This window comes from Geodermatophilus sp. SYSU D01105, assembly GCF_054050095.1.
Map to the genome: position 1 here is coordinate 32,037 of NZ_JBJGYR010000012.1, position 20,147 is coordinate 52,183.

General features: G+C 75.1%; 19 protein-coding genes. 10 read left to right on the plus strand and 9 right to left on the minus strand.

The genetic code is table 11. From position 1 onward, the window contains the following. The first annotated feature begins 191 nt into the window (after window positions 1-191). Window positions 192-944 carry a hypothetical protein gene (locus tag ACI79I_RS13045; RefSeq protein WP_456992763.1) on the plus strand — a complete coding sequence of 251 codons (753 nt, stop codon included), beginning with the start codon at window positions 192-194 and terminating at the stop codon, window positions 942-944. 3 nt (window positions 945-947) lie between these two features. On the opposite strand, the gene ACI79I_RS13050 is transcribed toward ACI79I_RS13045, so the two are convergent. The 3 genes from ACI79I_RS13050 to ACI79I_RS13060 all read right to left on the minus strand — a co-directional run bounded on the left by ACI79I_RS13050 (window position 948) and on the right by ACI79I_RS13060 (window position 4,342). Beyond that, complete coding sequence (locus tag ACI79I_RS13050; RefSeq protein WP_456992764.1) at window positions 948-2,651, minus strand: DUF885 domain-containing protein; 1,704 nt, start codon at window positions 2,649-2,651, stop codon at window positions 948-950. Next, entirely contained in the window at window positions 2,648-3,181 is a 534-nt protein-coding gene (locus ACI79I_RS13055; RefSeq protein WP_456992765.1) for an FABP family protein, read from the minus strand. Before ACI79I_RS13055 ends, ACI79I_RS13050 begins: the two co-directional genes overlap by 4 nt. A 231-nt stretch (window positions 3,182-3,412) precedes the next feature. Further along, window positions 3,413-4,342 carry an NAD-dependent epimerase/dehydratase family protein gene (locus ACI79I_RS13060; RefSeq protein ID WP_456992766.1) on the minus strand — a complete coding sequence of 310 codons (930 nt, stop codon included), beginning with the start codon at window positions 4,340-4,342 and terminating at the stop codon, window positions 3,413-3,415. 125 nt (window positions 4,343-4,467) lie between these two features. On the opposite strand from ACI79I_RS13060, the gene ACI79I_RS13065 reads away from it, so the two are divergent. Together ACI79I_RS13065 and ACI79I_RS13070 are read left to right on the plus strand one after the other, a co-directional pair. Continuing rightward, the gene (locus ACI79I_RS13065) at window positions 4,468-5,160 is read left to right on the plus strand and encodes a TetR/AcrR family transcriptional regulator (protein ID WP_456992767.1); all 693 of its coding nucleotides are present in this window, start codon (window positions 4,468-4,470) and stop codon (window positions 5,158-5,160) included. A gap of 275 nt (window positions 5,161-5,435) precedes the next feature. Continuing rightward, the gene (locus ACI79I_RS13070; RefSeq protein WP_456992768.1) at window positions 5,436-6,686 is read left to right on the plus strand and encodes a PP2C family protein-serine/threonine phosphatase; all 1,251 of its coding nucleotides are present in this window, start codon (window positions 5,436-5,438) and stop codon (window positions 6,684-6,686) included. Between the two features lie 73 nt (window positions 6,687-6,759). On the opposite strand, the gene ACI79I_RS13075 is transcribed toward ACI79I_RS13070, so the two are convergent. The 5 genes from ACI79I_RS13075 to ACI79I_RS13095 form a co-directional block, all read right to left on the minus strand. Beyond that, window positions 6,760-7,053, minus strand: coding sequence for a DUF1416 domain-containing protein (locus ACI79I_RS13075; RefSeq protein WP_456992769.1), 294 nt, complete (start codon window positions 7,051-7,053; stop codon window positions 6,760-6,762). A 2-nt stretch (window positions 7,054-7,055) separates the two neighbouring features. Next, window positions 7,056-7,889 (minus strand): sulfurtransferase, encoded by an 834-nt coding sequence (locus tag ACI79I_RS13080; protein WP_456992770.1) that lies wholly within the window; start codon window positions 7,887-7,889, stop codon window positions 7,056-7,058. Window positions 7,890-8,159: 270 nt separating this feature from the next. After that, complete coding sequence (locus ACI79I_RS13085; RefSeq protein WP_456992771.1) at window positions 8,160-8,522, minus strand: thioredoxin family protein; 363 nt, start codon at window positions 8,520-8,522, stop codon at window positions 8,160-8,162. Window positions 8,523-8,565: 43 nt separating this feature from the next. Beyond that, window positions 8,566-9,255, minus strand: coding sequence for an LmeA family phospholipid-binding protein (locus ACI79I_RS13090; RefSeq protein ID WP_456992772.1), 690 nt, complete (start codon window positions 9,253-9,255; stop codon window positions 8,566-8,568). Then, a complete protein-coding gene (locus tag ACI79I_RS13095) occupies window positions 9,255-10,076 on the minus strand; it encodes a hypothetical protein (protein ID WP_456992773.1) in 822 nt (273 codons plus the stop codon). The genes ACI79I_RS13090 and ACI79I_RS13095 overlap by 1 nt, the downstream gene beginning before the upstream one ends. A 292-nt stretch (window positions 10,077-10,368) precedes the next feature. Here ACI79I_RS13095 and ACI79I_RS13100 point away from each other — a divergent pair, with 292 nt between their 5' ends. The 6 genes from ACI79I_RS13100 to pstB all read left to right on the plus strand — a co-directional run bounded on the left by ACI79I_RS13100 (window position 10,369) and on the right by pstB (window position 16,333). Beyond that, a complete protein-coding gene (locus ACI79I_RS13100) occupies window positions 10,369-11,112 on the plus strand; it encodes a winged helix-turn-helix transcriptional regulator (RefSeq protein WP_456992774.1) in 744 nt (247 codons plus the stop codon). A 7-nt stretch (window positions 11,113-11,119) separates the two neighbouring features. Further along, window positions 11,120-12,061: a mycothiol synthase gene (gene mshD / locus ACI79I_RS13105; protein WP_456992872.1), complete on the plus strand. Its 942-nt coding sequence runs from the start codon at window positions 11,120-11,122 to the stop codon at window positions 12,059-12,061. A 213-nt stretch (window positions 12,062-12,274) separates the two neighbouring features. Then, window positions 12,275-13,393, plus strand: a complete 1,119-nt coding sequence (gene pstS / locus ACI79I_RS13110) for a phosphate ABC transporter substrate-binding protein PstS (RefSeq protein ID WP_456992775.1) — start codon at window positions 12,275-12,277, stop codon at window positions 13,391-13,393. Between the two features lie 104 nt (window positions 13,394-13,497). Further along, entirely contained in the window at window positions 13,498-14,448 is a 951-nt protein-coding gene (pstC, locus tag ACI79I_RS13115; RefSeq protein WP_456992776.1) for a phosphate ABC transporter permease subunit PstC, read from the plus strand. After that, window positions 14,448-15,527, plus strand: a complete 1,080-nt coding sequence (pstA, locus tag ACI79I_RS13120; protein WP_456992777.1) for a phosphate ABC transporter permease PstA — start codon at window positions 14,448-14,450, stop codon at window positions 15,525-15,527. The genes pstC and pstA overlap by 1 nt, the downstream gene beginning before the upstream one ends. A 26-nt stretch (window positions 15,528-15,553) precedes the next feature. Beyond that, window positions 15,554-16,333, plus strand: coding sequence for a phosphate ABC transporter ATP-binding protein PstB (gene pstB / locus ACI79I_RS13125; protein WP_456992778.1), 780 nt, complete (start codon window positions 15,554-15,556; stop codon window positions 16,331-16,333). 184 nt (window positions 16,334-16,517) lie between these two features. Here pstB and ACI79I_RS13130 read toward each other — a convergent pair whose 3' ends face one another. Next, on the minus strand, window positions 16,518-18,734 hold the full coding sequence (locus ACI79I_RS13130; RefSeq protein ID WP_456992779.1) for a LytR C-terminal domain-containing protein: 2,217 nt from the start codon (window positions 18,732-18,734) through the stop codon (window positions 16,518-16,520). A 180-nt stretch (window positions 18,735-18,914) separates the two neighbouring features. Between ACI79I_RS13130 and ACI79I_RS13135 the strand changes: the two genes are divergently transcribed. Next, window positions 18,915-20,135: a hypothetical protein gene (locus ACI79I_RS13135; protein WP_456992780.1), complete on the plus strand. Its 1,221-nt coding sequence runs from the start codon at window positions 18,915-18,917 to the stop codon at window positions 20,133-20,135. The last annotated feature ends 12 nt before the right edge of the window (window positions 20,136-20,147 follow it).

Genomic DNA, 20,147 nt, shown 5'->3' on the forward strand with positions numbered 1-20,147 from the left:
CCGTTCAGACGACAGTCTGAGCGACGGCAGATCGCCCGTCCGTCGTACGGCGGCGAGCGAGAACCGGACAGTCACCCGACCCCCGGGCCGCCGACACTTGTCCAGTCGGCCCGCGTGCAGCTCCCCTGCCCAGCAGGGTCAGCGCCGCGGAGCAGCCCGGGGGTTGTCCGTTCTCCGGGGGAGGTCCGCGGGTGGTCGCCGGCGGGACGGGCAGGGAGGCCGACGTCGAGACGGACGCCTCCGCAGCGGCGTGGGTGGCCGCGGCCGTGCGCGGGCAGGAGGCGGCGACCGTCGCCGGGCTGGTCCCCCCGGTCTTCGCGGCCTACGCCCGCGTCTTCCACCCGGCCGTCCGGTACGACGGCCTCGACGACCACGACGTGTCGTGGGCCGAGGTGGCCGAGGCCAACGGGACCGTCGCGCACCCGGCCATGGAGTGGACCTCGATCACCGGGTCGATGGAGTTCCTGGGCGAGGACAACCAGTCGCCGCTGTGGGACGACTCACCCGCCCTCGGGCACCTGCCCGAGCACGTCGCCGCCGCCCTCGCCCGGGTCCTCCGAGGGCACACCGGGACACCCGACGACTGCTGGTTCGGCCTGTCCACGCACTGGGCGGAGGCCCTGGCGCTCCCCCACCTCGAGCCGCTCCCGCGCCTGGAGCTCCCCGGCCGCGCCTTCTGGCTGCTGCGCGGGCCCGTGGAGCTCGCGGAGGCCAACCTGCTCCCCGAGCCGGCCAGCCAGAGCGCCAACCTGTGGTGGCCGGCCGACCGCGCGTGGTTCGTCGCCACCGACATCGACCTGGTGACCACCTTCGTCGGTGGCAGCCCGGCCTGCGTCGACGCCGTCCTCGCCGCCGGGGAGCTGGAGACGGCGGAGGTCTCCCCCACCCAGCCGGTCACCTGGGACGCCGACACGGTCAACCCGCTGCCGCTCGACGCCCCCTGACACTCAGAGGACGGCGAGCTCCGCGGCGAGGTCGTCGAGCCCGAGCGAACCCTGCGACAGCGCGGCCATGTGCCAGGCCTTGCGGTCGAAGGCGTCGCCGCGGGCCTTCCGCGCCTCCTCCCGGCCCTCCAGCCAGGCCCGCTCCCCGAGCTTGTAGCTGATCGCCTGGCCGGGCAGCCCCAGGTAGCGGACCAGCTCGCTGTCGAGGAAGGCCGGGCTGCTGCCGCTGTGCTCGCCGAAGAACGCCCGCCCGAGCTCCGGCGTCCACGGCCGTCCGCGGTGCTCGGCCAGCACGCCCTCGGCGTCGTCGGGGACCGGCAGCTGCAGGTGCATGCCGATGTCGACGACGACCCGCATCGCCCGCAGCTGCTGGGCGTCGAGGAAGCCCAGCCGGGTCCCGGGGTCGGGGAAGTAGCCGAGCTCGTCCATGAGCCGCTCGGCGTAGAGCGCCCAACCCTCGACGTTGGCCCCGACCGAGCCGAGCGAGGTCTGGTAGGTCGACAGCTGCCCCGACACGAGGGCCCACTGCGCCAGCTGCAGGTGGTGGCCGGGGACGCCCTCGTGGTACCAGATCGAGGTCAGGTCCCACAGCGGGAAGCGCTCCCGCCCCAGGGTGGGCAGCCAGGTGCGGCCCGGCCGCGAGAAGTCGTGCGCCGGCCGGGTGTAGTAGGGGGCGGCGGCGCTGCCCGGCGGCGCGATCATCGCCTCCACGCGGCGGATCGGCTCGGCCAGCTCGAAGTGTGTGCCGTCGAGGGCCCTGATCGCCTCGTCCATCATCGCCTGCAGCCGCTCCCGGATGGCCTCGACGCCCTCGACGGCCGGGCCGTGGACGTCCAGCCAGCGCATGGCCTCCTGCGGGCCGGCACCGGGCACGACCTCGGTCGCCGCGGCCCGCTGCTCGGCGAGGATGCGCCGGTGCTCGGCCCAGCCCCAGGCGTAGGCCTCCTCCAGCCCGGCGCCCGCGCCGAGGTCGGAGCCGGTCCAGCGGCGGGCGGCCAGCGCGTAGCGGTCGCGGCCGACGGCGTCGGGCGTCCCCTCGACCTGCGGGGCGTAGCGGTCGCGGAGGAAGTCCCGCACCTCGGCCACCGCCTCGTCGGCCGCGCGCGCCGCGGCCGCCAGCTCGCCGCGCAGCTCCTCCGGGCCGTCGGCGGCGAAGCGACCGAAGAACGGCCCGGCCAGCCACTCCTCCAGCTGCCCCACCACGGTGGAGACCTGCCGCGGAGCGACGAACAGCCCGCGGCGGGCGCCCTCCTCCAGCGCTGCGCGGAAGCCCCGGTAGGCCTCCGGCACCCGGGCCATCCGGCGGGCGACGACCGCCCAGTCGTCCTCGGAGGCCGTGGGCATGAGCAGGAAGACCTGCCGCACCGAGTGCACCGGGCTGGTCAGGTTCGACAGCGCCCGCAGCCCCTCGCCCGCCTCCGCGGCGGCCAGTTCGGCGCCGAGCCGCTCCCGCAGCAGGCGGGCGCAGCGCCGCTCCACCGGGTCGTCGGCCAGTGTTGGCTCCGCGGCCAGCACCCGGTCCAGCTCGGCCAGGGTGTCGCGGGCCAGCTGCTCCTCGGCCTCGAGCCCCGCCGGGCTGGGGTCGGGCAGCCGGTCGTCGCCGGGGCGGGTGCCCAGCGAGGTGGCGACGATCGGGTCGAGGTCGCAGACGGCGTCGACGTACCGGTCGGCGACCTGTCGCGGGGTGGCGGGGGACGACGCGGTCATCGGATCCGCTCCAGGCGGGCGGACATCGTGGGCGCGAGCGGCTGGTCGCCGGCCGCCCGGTCGATCGCGTACATGAGCGCGCCCTCGACGATGCCGTAGAGCCGCACGGCGCGCGCCACGTCGGGTGCGTCGGGGGTGCGGGCGAGGACGTCGCTGGTGAGCTCCCAGCTGGTCGTCGTCCGGGCCCGGCCGACGTAGATCTCCACCAGGCCGTCGGGGCTGGCCACCAGCAGCTCGACGTCGTCCCGGCCCCGGGGCCGCCAGAAGCCGGACTCCCGGCTCTCCGGACCGACGATCTGCCCGTCGTCGGTGAGCCGCCAGGTCCGCGACTCGTACGCGAGGAACCCCCGCCCGTCGTGGCTGAACCGGATCCACTGACCGAACCGGTGGTCGCCCTCGGCGCCGGCGGCCTGGCCCTCGCCGTGCCACTCGCCGAGCAGCGGCAGGACCGCCAGCAGCTCCTCGGAGACCCCCGGGCCGGACCGGACGTCGACGGTGTCGGGGACCGGCAGCTCGGTGGCGTCGGTCATCGACGCACCCCCTTCGGCCGGCGGGCGAGCCGGACGGCGCCGTACCCGCAGCCGAGGGCGGCGAGCGACGCCAGGGTGACGAGGACCCAGGCAGCGACCATGCGCTCCACCGTAGGACCGGCTGGCGACCTGCTGGCACGGCCCCGTCCAGGCGACCCCCTCCAGAGGCTCGCCGCGAGCCTGCGAGTGGTGAGGAGGACCCCGTCCTCCGACGGAGGACGGGGTCCTCCGTCAGGCCGTCGTCGGCACCGATCCGGCCGTCGCCGCCACCACCTCGGCCCACGGGGTGGCGGTGAGCCCGAAGGTGGCCGTGGTGGCGGTGGCGTCGATGACGTACTCCTGGTCGAACTGGTGGCGGACGTCGACGACCTCGCGCATCACCGGGGACACCAGGCCGATGCCGCGCAGGACCGCCCACGGGATCCCGCTCACCGGGACCGGGGGCCTGCCCATGGCGGCGGCGAGGTCGCCGAGGGCCTGGCGCTGGGAGCGGGGCGGCGCGCTGGGGACGTGCCACGCCCGGCCCAGCGCCCGCTCCTCGGTGCCCAGCGTCGCCAGCGTGGCCGCGACATCGGGCAGGTGTGCCCAGCTGCGCGGGGCGTCGGGGTCCCCGACCACCCACGCGCGCCGACCCCGGCGGACCGCGGGCAGCTGCCGGACCAGGTGCGAGTGCTCGGCCGGCACCTGCGGGCCGACGAAGTCCGCGGCGCGGGCCTCGGTCACCCGGACGCGACCGGCCTCGTGCGCAGCCAGCGCCTCCCGCCACATCGCGACCCGCACCCGGCCCTTGAGGTCGGTGGCGGCCAGCGGGCTCTCGGGCGTCATCGGGCCGGTCGGCCGGCCGTAGACGTAGAGGTTGGACATGGTGACCAGCCCTGCGCCGGTGCGCTCGGCCGCGCTCAGCAGCGCCGCGGCCACCGGGGGCCAGTCGGTGGCCCAGCGGTCGTAGGCGGGGTTGACCGCGTTGTAGAGGGCGTCCGCGCCGCGAGCCGCGGCGGCCAGCGCCGCGGGGTCGGCGGCGTCCACCCGCCGGTGCTCCACCGTGTCGGTGGAGGTGCCGCCGCTGCGGGAGAGCACCCGCACGCGGTGCCCGCGCGCGGCCAGCACCTCGGCGGTCGTCGTCCCGACGGCGCCCTTGCCCACGATGACGTGCAGTCCCATGTCGGCCTCCTCGAGGGTGTGAGAGCAGTGCTCTCGGATGTGTTCGACGCTCGCAGACCTGTCGCGTCGCGTCAAGAGCGGTGCTCACCGTTGCGTGCGGTGCTCGCGTAGCCGATGATGAGGAGGTGCCGCCCACCGCCCGGGAACGCGTCCGCGCCGAGCTGACCGCCGAGATCACCGACGCCGCGCGCCGGCAACTGGCCGAGGTGGGCGCCGCCGCGCTCTCCCTGCGGGCCGTTGCGCGGGAGCTGGGCATGGCGTCGTCGGCGCTGTACCGCTACTTCCCCAGCCGGGACGACCTGCTGACCCAACTGATCATCGACGGCTACGACGCGCTCGGCGCCGCCGCAGAAGCTGCCGACGACCCCGCGGCCCCGCCGCGCGAGCGCTGGCTGGCCGTCTGCCGCGCCGTCCGCTCGTGGGCCCGGGCGCACCCGCACGAGTACGCCCTGCTCTACGGGTCGCCGGTGCCGGGCTACGCGGCGCCGCGCGACACCGTCCCCGCCGCCAGCCGGGTCGGCGTCGTCCTCGGCCGGGTCCTCGGCGATGCCGCCCGCAGCGGCGTCCTGCCGGAGCGGACCGAGGCGGCGCGGGACCGCACGCTGCTCAGCGACGACACGGTCGCCGTCCTCGGCGGCGAGCACCCCGCCCTCGACGACACCATCCGGCTGCGCGCCCTGCTGGCCTGGAGCTCCATCTACGGGACGATCAGCTTCGAGCTGTTCGGGCACTTCGTCGGCTCGGTCGAGGACGCCGACCGGTACTTCGACCGCGCGATGGACGAACTGGCGCAGCTCATCGGTCTCGCCCGCGGCTGACGCCCGTGTTGCGCGACTGCACCCCTGGGTGAGCCTCCGAAGGCGTCACACCCCGTACGTGTGCCACCGCCGTCCTGACCGAGCGCGCCGCTGGGTGTCCCCGACGTCGGCCGGCCCGTCGGCCACTGGTCGTGCAGCCTCCACCGGCGGGAACGCCGCCGCACGGCATGGCACGCTGGTGGGCTGCGGCGTGTGCCCGAGCGGGTGACGGAGCAGGTGTCGGGAGCGCGGAGGAGGGCGGCCTCATCGAGGACCATCGGACAGGGGCGGACGACGTGCCGATCCTCCGGTCGGTGGAGGCGCAGCTCGACCGCGCGGTGGCGCGCTACGAGCGCGTGCTGGCCAACGTCGCCGACGGCATCTACGGCCTGGACGCGGCCGGCCGGGTCGAGTTCGTCAACCCCGCCGCGGTGCGGATCACCGGTCGCCCGGCGGCCGAGCAGCTGGGCCTGGACCAGCACGACCTCATGCACGGCGTCCGCCCCGACGGCACCCCCTACCCCCGGGAGGAGTGCCCGGTGTGGCAGGCGCTCCGCACCGGCCGGACGGTCGCCGGCGACCACGAGGTCTTCTGGCACCGCGACGGCAGGCCGGTGCCGGTGGAGCTGATCGCCGTCCCCATGCTGGAGGACGGCGCGGTGACCGGCGTCGTCGTCTCCTTCCGCGACCTCACCGACCGGCTGGCCGCGCAGCGGCAGGCGGCCGAACTGCAGCAGCTGGCCGAGCGGGCCGCGACCCAGCGCGCGCTCTCGGACCGGCTGCAGCAGGCCCTCCTCACGCCACCGCCCGAGCCGGACCACCTGCACATCGCGGTCCGCTACCGGCCGGCCGCGCACGAGGCCCAAGTCGGCGGCGACTGGTACGACGCGTTCCTGCAGCCCGACGGCGCGACCATGCTGGTCATCGGGGACGTCGTGGGCCACGACAGCGACGCCGCGGCGGCCATGGGCCAGTTGCGCGGACTGCTGCGCGCACTGGCCTACGACAACGACGAGCCGCCGTCGGCGACCCTGACCCGCGCCGAGCACGCCGCCCGGGGGCTGGCGGTGAGCAGCCTGGCGACCGTGGTCCTCGTGCGGGTCGAGCGCCGCCCCGACGTACCGGTGCGGGGCACCCGCGTGCTGCGGTGGAGCAACGCCGGGCACCTGCCGCCGCTCCTGCTGGCGCCCGACGGGACGACGACGCTGCTGGAGACCCGCCCGGATCTCATGCTGGGCGTGGACCCCGACGCCCCGCGCACCGACCACACGGTCGAGCTCGACGACGGGCACACCCTGCTGCTGGTCACCGATGGCCTGGTCGAGCGCCGGGACGCCGACCTCGACGAGGGGCTGGCGGTGCTGCGCGAGGCGCTCCGCGACCTGGGCGCGGTGCCGCTCGAGGAGCTCTGCGACGCGTTGCTGGCCCGGATGCTGCCGGTGGACGGCGCGGACGACGTCGCGCTCGTCGCCGTCCGCGCCTATCCGGAGGACCGCCCGCGCCCGCCGGAGGCAGGGCCCAACCGGCTGCCGCCCGACATCTCCTGAGAACGCGACAGCGCCCGCCCCGGCGGCTGCCGGTGCGGGCGCTGTCGCGGGGGGCCCTGGAGGGGTCCCTCCGTCAGTCGATGGCGACGGTGGTCTCGTTCAGGCCGACGTCGGCGGTGACCAGGCGTTCGCCCTTGCCGACCGGCGCCAGGGAGCGGAGCTTCCACTCACCGGGCGCGGCGAAGAACCGGAACTCGCCCTCGGGGCTGGTCACGACCTCGGCGGTGAACTCGTCGGTCGAGTCCAGCAGCCGGACGTAGGCCCCGGCGACCGGCGCGCCGTCGTGCCACACCGAGCCCTGGATGACCGTCTGGGTCGTCAGGTCCACGCCCGCCAGGGCACCGCCCTGCTTGGGAGCGCCGCACATGCTCAGGCCCCCTTCTCGATGGGGACGCCGACGAGGGAGCCGTACTCGGTCCACGAACCGTCGTAGTTCTTGACGTTCTGGTGGCCGAGCAGCTCGCGCAGCACGAACCAGGTGTGGCTCGAGCGCTCGCCGATCCGGCAGTAGGCGATGGTGTCCTTGCCGGTGTCGAGACCGGCGTCGGCGTAGAGCTTGGCCAGCTCCTCGTCGCTCTTGAAGGTGCCGTCCTCGTTGGCCGCCTTGCTCCACGGCACGTTCACCGCGGTCGGGATGTGACCCGGACGCTGCGCGCCCTCCTGCGGCAGGTGGGCCGGGGCGACCAGCTTGCCGGCGAACTCGTCGGGCGAGCGGACGTCGACCAGGTTCTTCTGGCCGATCGCGGCCACGACCTCGTCGCGGAAGGCGCGGATGGAGGTGTCGGGCTCCTGTGCCCGGTACTGCGTGGCCGGCCGCGACACGGTGTCGGTGGACAGCGGGCGGCTGTCGAGCTCCCACTTCTTGCGACCGCCATCGACCAGCTTGACGTCCTGGTGGCCGTAGAGCTTGAAGTACCAGTACGCGTAGGCGGCGAACCAGTTGTTGTTGCCGCCGTAGAGGACGACGGTGTCGCCGTTGCTGATCCCGCGCTCGGACAGCAGCTGCTCGAACTGCTCCTTGCTGACGAAGTCGCGGCGCAGGGGGTCCTGGAGGTCGGTCTTCCAGTCCAGCTTCACGGCGCCCTCGATGTGGCCCTTGTCGTAGGCGCTGGTGTCCTCGTCGACCTCGACGAAGACGATGCCGGGGGCGCCGATGTGCTCCTGGGCCCAGTCGGCGGAGACGAGCACGTCGTTGCGGCTCATGGGGGGTGTTCCTCCCTGTGTGTGGGTGCGGGTCGGGCGGTGCGGGCCGGGGCGACCCGCCGGACGGTTCAGGTGGGGGCGGAGTGAGTCGGAGCGCTCCGCGTCGGGGTCGGCCGGGCGATCGGCCGTGCGCCCGCACGTCGTCGGTCGGGCGGTCCTGGGCGGGCGGGGCCGGCGCTCAGGAGGCCGGACACAGGCAGCTGCCGACGCGGCACAGGTCCACCGTGCGGCGTGAGGTCAGCAGGATGCCCACGGCGCGAGGGTAACGGATCACACGTCCCACCCGTCCCGGGTGCCCGGGCCCGGCCCGAGGTGCGCATCGACCAGCGCGGCGAGCTCGCCGGCCCGCGGCGCCCGGTCGGCGCGTCCCACCAGGCGACCGTCGCGGGCGAGGAACAGCAGCGTCGGGGTGCTCCGGACGTCGAGCGCGCGGACCGCGGAGAGGTGGCTCTCGGCGTCGACGTCGACGGCGGCCAGCCGCGGCCGCGTCGCCGCCAGCTGCCGCAGCCGCGCCCGGGTCGCCCGGCACGGCCCGCAGAAGGCGGTGGAGAACTGGACGACGGTCAGGTCGGCCTCCTCGGGGCGCACACCCAGCGCCGTGAGGACGTCGGGCGGCACGTCGACGGGACCCACGCCCGGCACAACCGCGGCCGGCCGGGCGGGTGTTCCCGGGCGGTCAGCCCCGCAGCACCGCGTCGGTGGCCGCCACGGCGACGTCGACGCCGTCGTCGCCGGGGGTGACACCGGTCAGCGCCAACCCGAAGGGCAGCTCCGGCACGGGGTAGCGCAGGTCCAGCAGGTCACCGGCCTCGTCCACGAGGAAGCCCGGCAGGTCCACCCCCGCGCCGGAGGCCTCCTCGACGTCGACGACCAGGTCGCCGCCGTCGAGGCCGACCGTGCCGACCGCGGTCAGGGGCACGGTCAGACCGGCCAGCTCCACGGTCCGCTGGACGCGCAGCCCGTCGCCCTCACGGGTCAGCGTGGTGCCGGGGCCCAGCTGCTCGGACAGCAGCGCGTAGGACAGCGTCGCCGTCCCGTCGATGCGGTCGACCGGCACCTCCTGCACCGATCCGGACAGCACGTCGGACAGCGGGACGTGCACCCCGCGCAGCGAGACGTCGGCCCGCGTGCCCTCCGGCTGGCCGAGCTCGGCCGCCGTCAGCGAGATGCGGACGTCCTCGTAGGTACCGCCCAACGCCTGGGTCAGGAACGGGAACCCGCGGATGTCGACCTCCGGCTGCCCGGCGAGCTGCCCGCGCTCCTCGATGACCTGCGCGACGCGGTCCTCGGCGACGCCGACGCCCACCCGGTCGGCCACGACGGCGAGGCCGACCAGCAGCAGGAGGACGACGAGCAGGGCACGCATCAGAACGCGTCCTGCAGGACGAGGGAGAAGGCGACCGGGGCGCAGGCCGCGAACGGCAACACCGCCTGCACCAGCAGCGCGGCCCAGGCCCGCCGCGGGCCCTCGGCCGTTCCGTACTGGGCGGCCAGACCGACGAGGGCGGCGACCCCGCCGAGCCCGAGGCCGAAGGTGAGGACGGCGAGCACCTCGAACAGGTCCGCGGGGCCGTGGCGGACCAGCGCCACGGCGGCGCCGGCCAGCACCGACAGCACGAGCCCGGGCACCCCTCGCGAGACGCCGGGGGCGACGGTCGGGCGGAGCGCCACCAGGTCGACCAGGTGACCGACGACGAGCGTGGTCCCGACCACCAGCAGGGCCGTCGTGGCGGCGTCCCCGTCCTGGCCCTCCCCCGCCAGGAGCAGCAGCACCGCCAGGGCCGAGACCGCGCAGACCAGCAGCACGACCCCGGCCAGCGAGCCGACGACGTCCCGGCGCGGCGCCGGGCGGAACATCTGGTGCAGCACGGCCGCGAGGAAGCCCAGCCCCGGGACCGCCAGCAGCGACCCCAGCTCGGGCCGCTCCGGGAGGACGAGCAGCGCGTCGGCACCCGCGGCCGCCGCCAGGCCCAGCAGCGGCGCACCGACCCGCCCCGGGATGCCGGTGGCCGGCACCCACGCCGCGACGAGGGCGGCCTGGAGGACGGCGACCGCGGCCACCCGCCCGACCTCGCCCGCGACCTCGGCGGGCACCAGGAGCAGCGCCGTGGCGACGGCCGCCAGGGCGGCCGAGGGGACGTGGTGCCCCCGGGCCGTCGCCCTCGTGCGCAGTGCGGCCGCAGTCACGGGTCGATCGTCGCAGACGCCCAGCGCCCGATCCGCTCGACGAGCTGTTCGGGGCGCCGCTCTCGGCGTGTCCGGACCCCGGGACCACCGACGCGGGCGGCCGCCCGCACCGCGGTGGCCCCGGGTTGTCGACGCCTGCGGGCGCACGCCGTCGACCGTGGCTCCCGTCACTCGTTGCAGATCGATCACGACTCAGGGTCCCTGCAACACGTCGGTTATCCTGCTGTCTCTCGACAGCGCCGTCGTGGGCCCCCGGACGACCCCTCGTCCCCGGCTCCCCTGAGGAGACGACATGCGACTCGTGCTCATGACCGCGGCGCGCCAGGCCACGACCGAGGTGCTGCCCGCTCTCGGGCTGCTGGGCCACCAGGTCCGCGTGGTGGCACCCGAGCTGTCCAGCCTGCTCGACGGCGACTCCGGCGACGTCGTCCTCGTCGACGCCCGCCACGACCTCATCGGCGCCCGCACGCTGTGCGGGCTGCTCTCCTCCACCGGCGTCGCCTCGGCCCTGGTCGCGGTGCTCGCCGAGGGCGGCCTCGTGGCGCTGTCGGCCGACTGGGGCGTCGACGACGTCCTGCTCGACACCGCCGGCCCCGCTGAGGTCGACGCCCGCCTGAAGTGGGCCACCGCCCGGCGGATGGCGGCCGCCACGCCGGTCGACGGCGGTGACAGCGGCGTGACCACCGCCGGTGAGCTCGTCATCGACGAGCACAGCTACTCGGCCAAGCTCCGCGGCCGGCCGCTCGACCTCACCTACAAGGAGTTCGAGCTGCTCAAGTACCTGGCCCAGCACCCCGGCCGGGTCTTCTCCCGCGCGCAGCTGCTGCAGGAGATCTGGGGCTACGACTACTTCGGGGGCACCCGGACCGTCGACGTCCACGTGCGCCGGCTGCGGGCCAAGCTCGGCACAGAGCACGAGGCGCTGATCGGCACGGTCCGCAACGTCGGCTACAAGCTCGACCAGCAGGTCGCCGACGCCACCGCCGCGGCCGCCCGGGCCGAGGCCGAGGCCGCCTCCGACGCAGAGCTGGTCTGAGGCCGCCCTGTCCTCCCCCTCCGCCGTCCGGGACGTCGCGCGCCTCGACCCGGCTGACGTCGCCGCGGTGCTCGCGCTGCTGCGCGCCGCGACCGCCGGCGACGGGGTCCGTCCCCTCTCGGAGGAGGCCGAGCTGCGGTTGCAGCACGGCGGTCCCGACGGCGGGCGCGACGTGCTGGCCGAGGCGCCCGACGGCACCCTCACCGGCTACGCCCGGTTCGAGGGCGGCGACGGGACCGGTGACGCGGAGGCCGAGCTGGTCGTCTCCCCGGCCGCTCGCCGGCAGGGGATCGGCGCCGCCCTGCTGACCCGGCTCGAGCAGCTCGCCGGCGACCGCCCCCTCCGGGTGTGGGCGCACGGCGACCTGCCGGGGTCGGCCGAGCTGGCCGCGGGCCGCGGCTACACGCGGGCGCGGGTGCTGCTGCAGATGCGCCGCGACCTGGCGGGCGTCGACCCCGATCCGCGGCTGCGGCTCCCCGAGGGCGTGACGGTGCGACCGTTCCGGCCCGGCCGGGACGAGCAGGCCTGGCTGCGGGTCAACGCCCGCGCCTTCGCCTCGCACCCCGAGCAGGGCAGCTGGACCGAGGCCGACCTGCGGCTGCGCGAGGCCGAGCCGTGGTTCGACCCGGCCGGGTTCTTCCTGGCCTGGCGAGGGGAGCCCGACGGCGGCGGCACCCTCCTGGGCTCGCACTGGACCAAGGTGCACCCGCCCGGCGACGAGGGGCCGGAGGCGGTGGGCGAGGTCTACGTGCTCGGCATCGACCCCGACGCCCAGGGCATCGGCCTGGGCCGGGCGCTCACCGACATCGGCCTGGCCCATCTGCGCACCCGCGGCCTCGGGCAGGTCCTCCTCTACGTCGAGGAGGACAACACCGCCGCGGTGACGCTCTACGAGCGCAGCGGCTTCACGCGGCACGCCGTCGACGTCTCCTGGCGGCGGTCCGCCTAGTACCGGACGATCTCCGTCCGCAACGGGGGCGCGCGCCCGTTCACCTGCTCGACGTGACCTGGTTCTCACCCGGTGGGGAAACGCTCTGCAGCCGTTCACCGGTCGTTCACCGAGGCACCCGGATGCGGCCACCTCGGCTGCCTACCTTCGGCGCTCGTTGGTTCCTTGCTGCCCGGCATCGAGGTCCGGGCACACCAGTCGAAAGGCACTGAGTTGAAGCTCAGCACCACGTCGCGCGCCGTCGCCCTCTCCGCGGCGCTGGCCGGCACCCTCGCGCTCACCGCGTGTGGCGCCGCCAACGAGGAGAACGCCAGCGGGGGCGGCAGCACCAGCGGCGGCGGCAGCTCGGAGGAGCTCAGCGGCGACCTCGTCGGCGCCGGCGCGAGCAGCCAGCAGGCCGCGATGCAGGCCTGGCAGGCCGGGTTCAACGGGCAGCAGCCGGGCGTCAACTTCAGCTACGACCCCGTCGGCTCCGGCGGTGGCCGCGAGCAGTTCATCGCCGGCGGCACCGACTTCGCGGGCTCCGACGCCGCCCTGGACGACGAGGAGCTCCCGCAGGCGCAGGAGCGCTGCGGCGGTGGCGAGGTCTTCGAGCTGCCCAACTACATCTCGCCGATCGCGGTCATCTACAACCTCGAGGGCGTCGACGAGCTGAACCTGAAGCCCGCCACGATCGCCGGGATCTTCTCGGGGGCCATCACGAACTGGAACGACCCGGCGATCGCCGCCGACAACCCCGGCGTCACGCTGCCGGACCAGGCGATCACCCCGGTGCACCGTGCCGACGACTCGGGGACGACGGACAACTTCACCGACTACCTGTTCCAGACGGCCGGGGACGTGTGGACCTCCGAGCCCGACGGCGAGTGGCCGCTGCCCGGCGGTGAGGCCGCGAACGGCACCTCCGGCGTCGTGGCCGCCGTCCAGGCCGGCGCGGGTGCCATCGGCTACGCCGACGCCAGCCAGGCCGGCGAGCTGGGCATCGCCAACGTCGGTGTCGGCAGCGAGTTCGTCGCCCCGACCCCGGAGGCCGCCGCCGCGGTCGTCGAGAACTCCCCCGCCGTGGAGGGCCGCGGCCAGTACGACTTCGCCATCGAGGTGAACCGGCAGACCGAGGGCTCCGGCGAGTACCCGATCGTGCTGGTCAGCTACCACATCGGCTGCATCCAGTACGACGAGCAGGCCACGACCGACGCCGTCTCCGCCTTCATGGGTTACGTCATCAGCGAGGAGGGCCAGCAGGCCGCCGCCGAGGCCGCGGGCAGCGCCCCGATCTCGGCCGCCCTGCGCGACCAGGCCCAGTCCGCGGTCGACGCGATGACCGCCGGCTGACCGAGCCCCACACCGTGGCCCGGGGCGTCCTCCGACGCCCCGGGCCACAGCCCCGCCCGGGACGGGCGGACCCCGACACGACCGAACCAACCCACGGAGCAAGGGTGACCGCGACCAGGACCCCGTCCGAGCCCACGACCGCACGGCCGGTACGCCGCCCTGGTGACCGGATCTTCGCCGCCAGCGCGACCGGCTCCGGCATCCTCATCCTGCTGGTCCTGGCCGGCGTCGCCGTCTTCCTGATCAGCGAGGCGCTCCCGGCGCTGACCGCCCCCGCCGAGGACATCCCCGGCGGCGAGGGCCTGGGCAGCTACGTCGCCCCGCTGGTCTTCGGCACGCTGATCGCCGCCGTGATCGCCCTCGTGGTGGCCACGCCCCTCGCCGTCGCGATCGCCCTGTTCATCACCTACTACGCCCCGCGGCGGGTGGCCCAGGGCCTGGGCTACGTCGTCGACCTGCTGGCCGCCATCCCCAGCGTCGTCTACGGCTTCTGGGGCATCGCCGCGCTGGCCCCCGCGCTGGTGCCCTTCTTCGGGTGGGCCGAGGACAACCTCGGCTTCCTCCCCTTCTTCGCCGGCCCCGCGTCCGCGACCGGCCGCACCATGCTGACCGCCGGCCTCGTCCTCGCGGTCATGATCCTGCCGATCATCTCGGCGATCTCCCGCGAGGTGTTCAGCCAGGCCCCGGCCCTGCACCGCGAGGCCGCCCTGGCACTGGGCGCCACCCGCTGGGAGATGATCAAGATGGCGGTGCTCCCCTACGGGAAGTCCGGCGTCATCGGCGGCGCGATGCTCGGCCTCGGGCGGGCCCTGGGCGAGACGCTCGCCGTCGCCATCGTGCTCTCCGGCTCGGGCGGGATCACGTTCAACCTGATCTCCAGCAGCAACCCGTCGACCATCGCGGCCAACATCGCCCTGCAGTTCCCCGAGTCCACGGGCATCGCGATCAACACGCTCATCGCCAGCGGCCTCGCGCTGTTCGTGATCACCCTGGCGGTCAACATGTTCGCCCGCTGGATCGTCGAGCGGCGCGCCGACTTCTCCGGAGCCAACTGATGAGCACCGACACCCAGTCCGCGCCCTCGCGGCTCACGTCCCCCGAGGGGCCGGTCCGCCGCAGCCGGCAGCTGCCCCGGTACGCGGCCCTGGGCCTCTACGCCCTCGGCATCGCGCTCGGTGCCGTCCTCTCGGCGCTCACCGGCTTCAGCATCGCGCTCACGGTCATCTACGGCGCCGTCCTGGGCACCCTGCTGGTCTGGCTGGTCTCCCGCCAGGTGGAGGGACGCCGCAAGGGCACCGACCGGCTGGTCACCGCCCTGGTGACCACCGCCTTCGCCATCGCGATGGTCCCGCTGGTGTCCCTGGTCTGGACCGTGCTCGAGAACGGCCTCCCCCGGCTCGACGGCGAGTTCTTCAACTCCTCGCTGCTCGGGGTCGTCGGGGAGGGTGGCGGCGCGTACCACGCGATCCTCGGCACCGTCATCATCACCCTGCTGACCGCCGTGATCTCCGTGCCGATCGGCCTGCTGACGGCCATCTACCTGGTGGAGTACGGATCGGGCCGGCTCAAGCGGGCGATCACCTTCTTCGTCGACGTCATGACCGGCATCCCGTCGATCGTCGCGGGCCTGTTCGCCTTCGCCCTGTTCGCGCTGTTCTTCGGCCCCGGCATCCGGCTGGGCGTCATGGGCGCCGTCGCGCTGTCGGTGCTGATGATCCCGGTCGTCGTCCGGTCGTCGGAGGAGGTGCTCAAGCTCGTCCCGAACGAGCTGCGCGAGGCCAGCTACGCCCTCGGCGTCCCCAAGTGGCGGACCATCGTCAAGGTCGTCCTGCCCACGGCGATCGCGGGCCTGGGTACCGGCGTCACCCTGGCCGTGGCCCGCGTCATCGGGGAGACCGCGCCGCTGCTGGTGACCGTCGGCATCATCAACGGCACCAACCTCGACCCGTTCGACGGCCGCATGGCGACGCTGCCGGTGTACGCCTTCTACCAGCTGACCCAGCCGGGCTTCCCGCCGGAGTTCGCCATCGAGCGCGCCTGGACAGCCGCTCTGGTCCTCATCGTCCTGGTGATGGCGCTCAACGTCGTCGCCCGCCTGATCACCCGCTTCTTCGCCCCCAAGACCGGTCGCTGACCGGACCCCGTCAGGAGGACACGTACGTGGCCAAGCGCATCGAGGTCTCCGACCTGGACATCTACTACGGCAACTTCCTCGCCGTGGAGAACGTCAACGTCTCCATCGAACCGCGGAACATCACCGCGCTGATCGGTCCGTCGGGGTGCGGCAAGTCCACCTTCCTGCGGTCGCTCAACCGGATGCACGAGGTGATCCCGGGAGCCCGCGTCGAGGGCAAGGTCGTCATGGACGGCCAGGACCTCTACGGCGCCGACGTCGACCCGGTGAACGTGCGCCGGCAGATCGGCATGGTCTTCCAGCGGCCCAACCCGTTCCCGACCATGTCGATCTACGAGAACGTCGTGGCCGGCAACCGGCTGAACAACAAGCGGATGAAGAAGTCCGAGACCGATGACCTGGTGGAGCGGTCGCTGCGGGGCGCCAACCTGTGGAACGAGGTGAAGGACCGCCTCGACCGTCCCGGGTCGGGCCTGTCCGGGGGTCAGCAGCAGCGGCTGTGCATCGCCCGCGCGATCGCCGTCGAGCCCGAGATCCTGCTGATGGACGAGCCCTGCTCGGCCCTCGACCCGATCTCCACGCTGGCGATCGAGGACCTGATGACGGAGCTCAAGGAGCGCTTCACCATCGTCATCGTCACGCACAACATGCAGCAGGCCGCGCGGGTGAGCTCCTACACCGGGTTCTTCAACCTCAACGGTGTCGGCCAGCCCGGTCGGCTCATCGAGTTCAACCCGACCGAGAAGATCTTCAGCAACCCGGACCAGAAGGCCACGGAGGACTACATCTCCGGCCGCTTCGGCTGACCTGCGGCGAGGAGTGGGGCCCGGAGGGTCCCGCGATCGAGCCGCGGACGGGCTCAGCGCAGCCGGGGGCGGCACCCTGGTCGCGGTGTCGTCCGGTAGGACGACGGACAGGGGGTCGCCGCGTTCCGACGCGGCGGCCCCCTCTCGCGTCCTCAGCGCAGCCGGGGACGGCCGCCTCGCCTGCTCAGCAGGAGACCGGGGTCTCGCTCGCGGCGGGTTCGGTGGCGGGGGCGGCGAGCGTGTCGCCGGTGGGCTCCGCCGGCGCGGCCTCCGGCTGGGGCGGGGCCGGGACCTCGACGGGGACGACGGTCGAGGAGGTGGGCCCCAGGACCAGCTGCACCCGGTCGCCGATCGCGTCGCTGGCCTGCAGCACGGACCCGGGGACGGCGGCGGCGACGGTGCGCGCCCGCTCCTCCGCGCCGGGGCCGTACCGCACGAGGGTCTCGTTGACGGTGCCCGGCTCGTTGCCGACCTGCCCGATCCCGAAGCCCTGGCCGCGGAGCTGGTCGGCGGCCGTGGCGGCCAGCCCGCTGGTGCCGGTGCCGTTCAGCACGTCGACGGTGATCCCGCCGGGAGCCACGGTGAGCGGCTGCGGCGCCGGCGGAGCGGCCGGCTGCTCGGCCTCGGCGCTGGGCGCCGGCGTGGGTGCGGCCTCGGCGGAGGGTGCGGCCTCGGCGACCTGCTGCGCGGCGACCTCCTCCGGCAACCGTCCCTCGTCGATGACCTCGTCGAACAGCGAGCGGGTGGCCCCGGCATCGAGCACCACGTAGGCCTGCTCGCTCCCGGCCGGCACGTGGCCGACCTGGGCGACCGGCAGGCCGGCGCGCTGCACCGCGTCGCCGGAGAGGTCGCCCAGCGTGCCGGCCAGCGTGCGCAGGTCGCCGAGCGTGGTCCCCTCGTCGACGGTCAGGGCGTCGGAGGCCCGGGTGAGGAACCGGGTGAGGGTGACGGGGTCGCCGAGGGTGCCCCAGGACATCGCCGTCCGCAGGGTGGAGGTGAGCAGCAGCTGGGCCCGCTCGGCCACCGCGGCCCCCGTGACGTCGGAACCGGCGTCCCCGGGGGTGAGGAAGCCGGAGGCCTGCTCGCCGGAGAGCTCGTTGCTGCCGGGCTCCAGCGGGCTGGCCGAGGCGGTCACGGCGTCGGACACCGTGGGCAGGCACAGGCCGATCCCGCCGAGCGCGTCGACCATGCCCGGCAGACGGGTGAGGTCGACGCCGAGGTAGTGGTCGACCCGCAGCCCGGTGACCTGCTGGACGGCGCGGACCATGCAGGCGGGCCCCCCATCGAGCAGGGAGCCCGCGAACGCCTCGGTGGTCGGCTCGCGCAGCTCACCGTCGGCGGCGACGCAGGCGGGGGTGTCGACGAGGGCGGTGGGCGGGACGCTGACCAGCACCGCGCGCTGCTCGTCGGCGGTCACGTGCACCAGCAGCGTGGCGACGGCGGCCGGGCCCTCCGCGCCGGGCAGGCCGGTGCCGGCGACCAGGTAGGTGGCCGCGCCCTCCTGCAGCCGGGGGGCGAGCACCTCGGGCCCCTCGGGGGCCAGCGCGGCGACGCGCTGGATGCTCTGGTCCACGTAGAAGTACAGGCCCAGGTGGTAGCCGACGACGACGCCCGCGACCACCAGCAGGCTGATCGCCGCCCGGATCAGCCGGCGCCGGCCCGGGCTGCGGGCCGCGCGACGGGCCGCCCGCCGGGCCCGCGGGCTCTGCGGGGACAGCCGGGTCGCCCCAGCCAGCGGCACGTCCCGGCCGGGGATGGGCGGGAGCGGGGCGATCGGCCGGGACGGGCGGTACCCCGGCGGCAGGTCGCCCAGCGGGGGGAACAGCGGCGCGGAGGCACGCGCCGGCGAGGGCGGCACGGGTGGCAGGCCGGCCGGCACGGGCGGCAGGCCACTGCCCGCCGGCGCGACGGGCGGAGGTGCACCCGGCGGGAGCTGGGCGTCGTCCCGGCGGGGCTCCGCGGGCGGCCCTCCGACCGGCCGGCCGGTGCGGTCGGCCCCCGCCGGGGAGGGCCGGTCGGCACCGGGCACCGGCGGGAACCCACGCAGGGGCGCCGGGCTCGGGTCGGCGTCGTCGTCCGGCCGGGCAGCCGGTTCCTCGCGGGCGGGACGGACGGCGTCGCGCGGGGGGCGCGACTCGTCGGCCGGCACGGGCGGGAGGCCGCGCCGGTGCGGCGGCGCCGGCTCCCCCGCGGTGAGGGGCAGCGGGATCTCGCCGGTGCGCGCGGCGCGCCGGCGGCCCACCTCGCCGCCCTGCCGGGCGATCAGCTGCTCGACGGTGATCGGCTCGCGCGCCGGGCGGGACGGGTCGGCGGGGGGCTGCTGGGCCGGACGTCGCCGTCCGAGGAAGCGCCCGGGCGTCCGACCGTCGCCCGCCTCGTCGCGCGTCCGCTTGTCCCCCACGTGTGCCGACTTCCCATCGTCGAGGTGTCGTCCTGGCCCGTGCCGTCCCTCCGCACGGGCGCAGGCGGCACTGCCCGCGCGGTCGCGGCAGGAGTCCACGATACGGGCGGATCGCCGCCGACCCCGCCGACGCGCGGACATCGCCGCGCGGGACCCTCGCCGCGGCCGTAGCCTCCCCGGGTGAAGTTGCCGTTCGTGCCCGGGCCGTCCGACGTGATCTCCGCCGTGGAGGGCCTCCGTGGCGGCGTGACCGAGGCGCTCGCACTCGTCCCGAGGCTCGGGACCGTCGTCGGCCGGGTCGAGGGGCTCCTGGACCGGGTGACCTCGGCCGTGGACCGGATCGAGGGACTCCTCGACCGGGTCGACGACGAGGTCGCCGCCGTGGAGGCCACCCGCGGCCGGGCGGACGCTCTGATCGGTGCAGCAGACCGGACGCGACACGGCGCCGACCAGCTCATCAGCGCGGCGGGGCAGACGCGGAGCAACGCGGACGGGCTCATCGGTGCGGCGGGGCAGACGCGGAGCGGCGCGGACGCCCTCATCAGCGCGGCAGGTCAGACGCAGCGCGGCGCCGACGAGCTCGTCCGCGCCGCGTCGCAGACGCAGGAGAAGGCCGACGCCGCGATCACCGCGGTCGGCGCCACCCAGCAGAAGGCCGACGCCGCGATCACCGCCGTGGGCGCGACGCAGCAGAAGGCCGACGCCGCGATCACCGCCGTGGGCGCGACGCAGCAGAAGGCCGACGCCGCGATCACCGCGGTCGGTGCGACCCAGCAGAAGGCGGACGCGGCGATCACCGCGGTGGAGCGCACCCAGCAACGAGCCGACGCCGCCATCGACGCGATCGGCACCACCCAGCGGAGAGCGGACGACGCGATCGCCGCCGTGGGCGCGACGCAGCAGAAGGCCGACGCCGCGATCACCGCGGTCGGTGCGACCCAGCAGAAGGCCGACGCCGCCATCGACGCGACGAACGTGACCCTGGCGCGGGCGGACGACGCCGTCTCCCGCGCGGAGGGACTGCTCGGCCGGGTCGACCCGCTGGTCGACACCTTCGAGGAGCCGCTGCTGGCGCTCGCTCCGGCGGTGCGGCGACTGGCGGCCAGCATCGACCCCGACGAGGTCCAGGCGGTGGTGACCTTCATCGACTGGCTGCCGCAACTGGTGCAGCACCTCGACGAGGACGTCCTGCCGATCGTGGCGTCGCTGGGGAACGTCGGCACCGACGTCCACGACCTGCTCGACACGATGCAGGACCTGCGCCACGTGGTGAAGGGCTTCCCCGGCTCCCGGTTGTTCCGCCGACGCGGCGCCGAGGAGATCGCCGAGGACGAGGAGCGCGAGGCCCTCGAGAGCCGGGCCACCGCGGACGGTCAGGAGCCGGGGGGCTCCGGCTCCTGACCGCCGGACCGA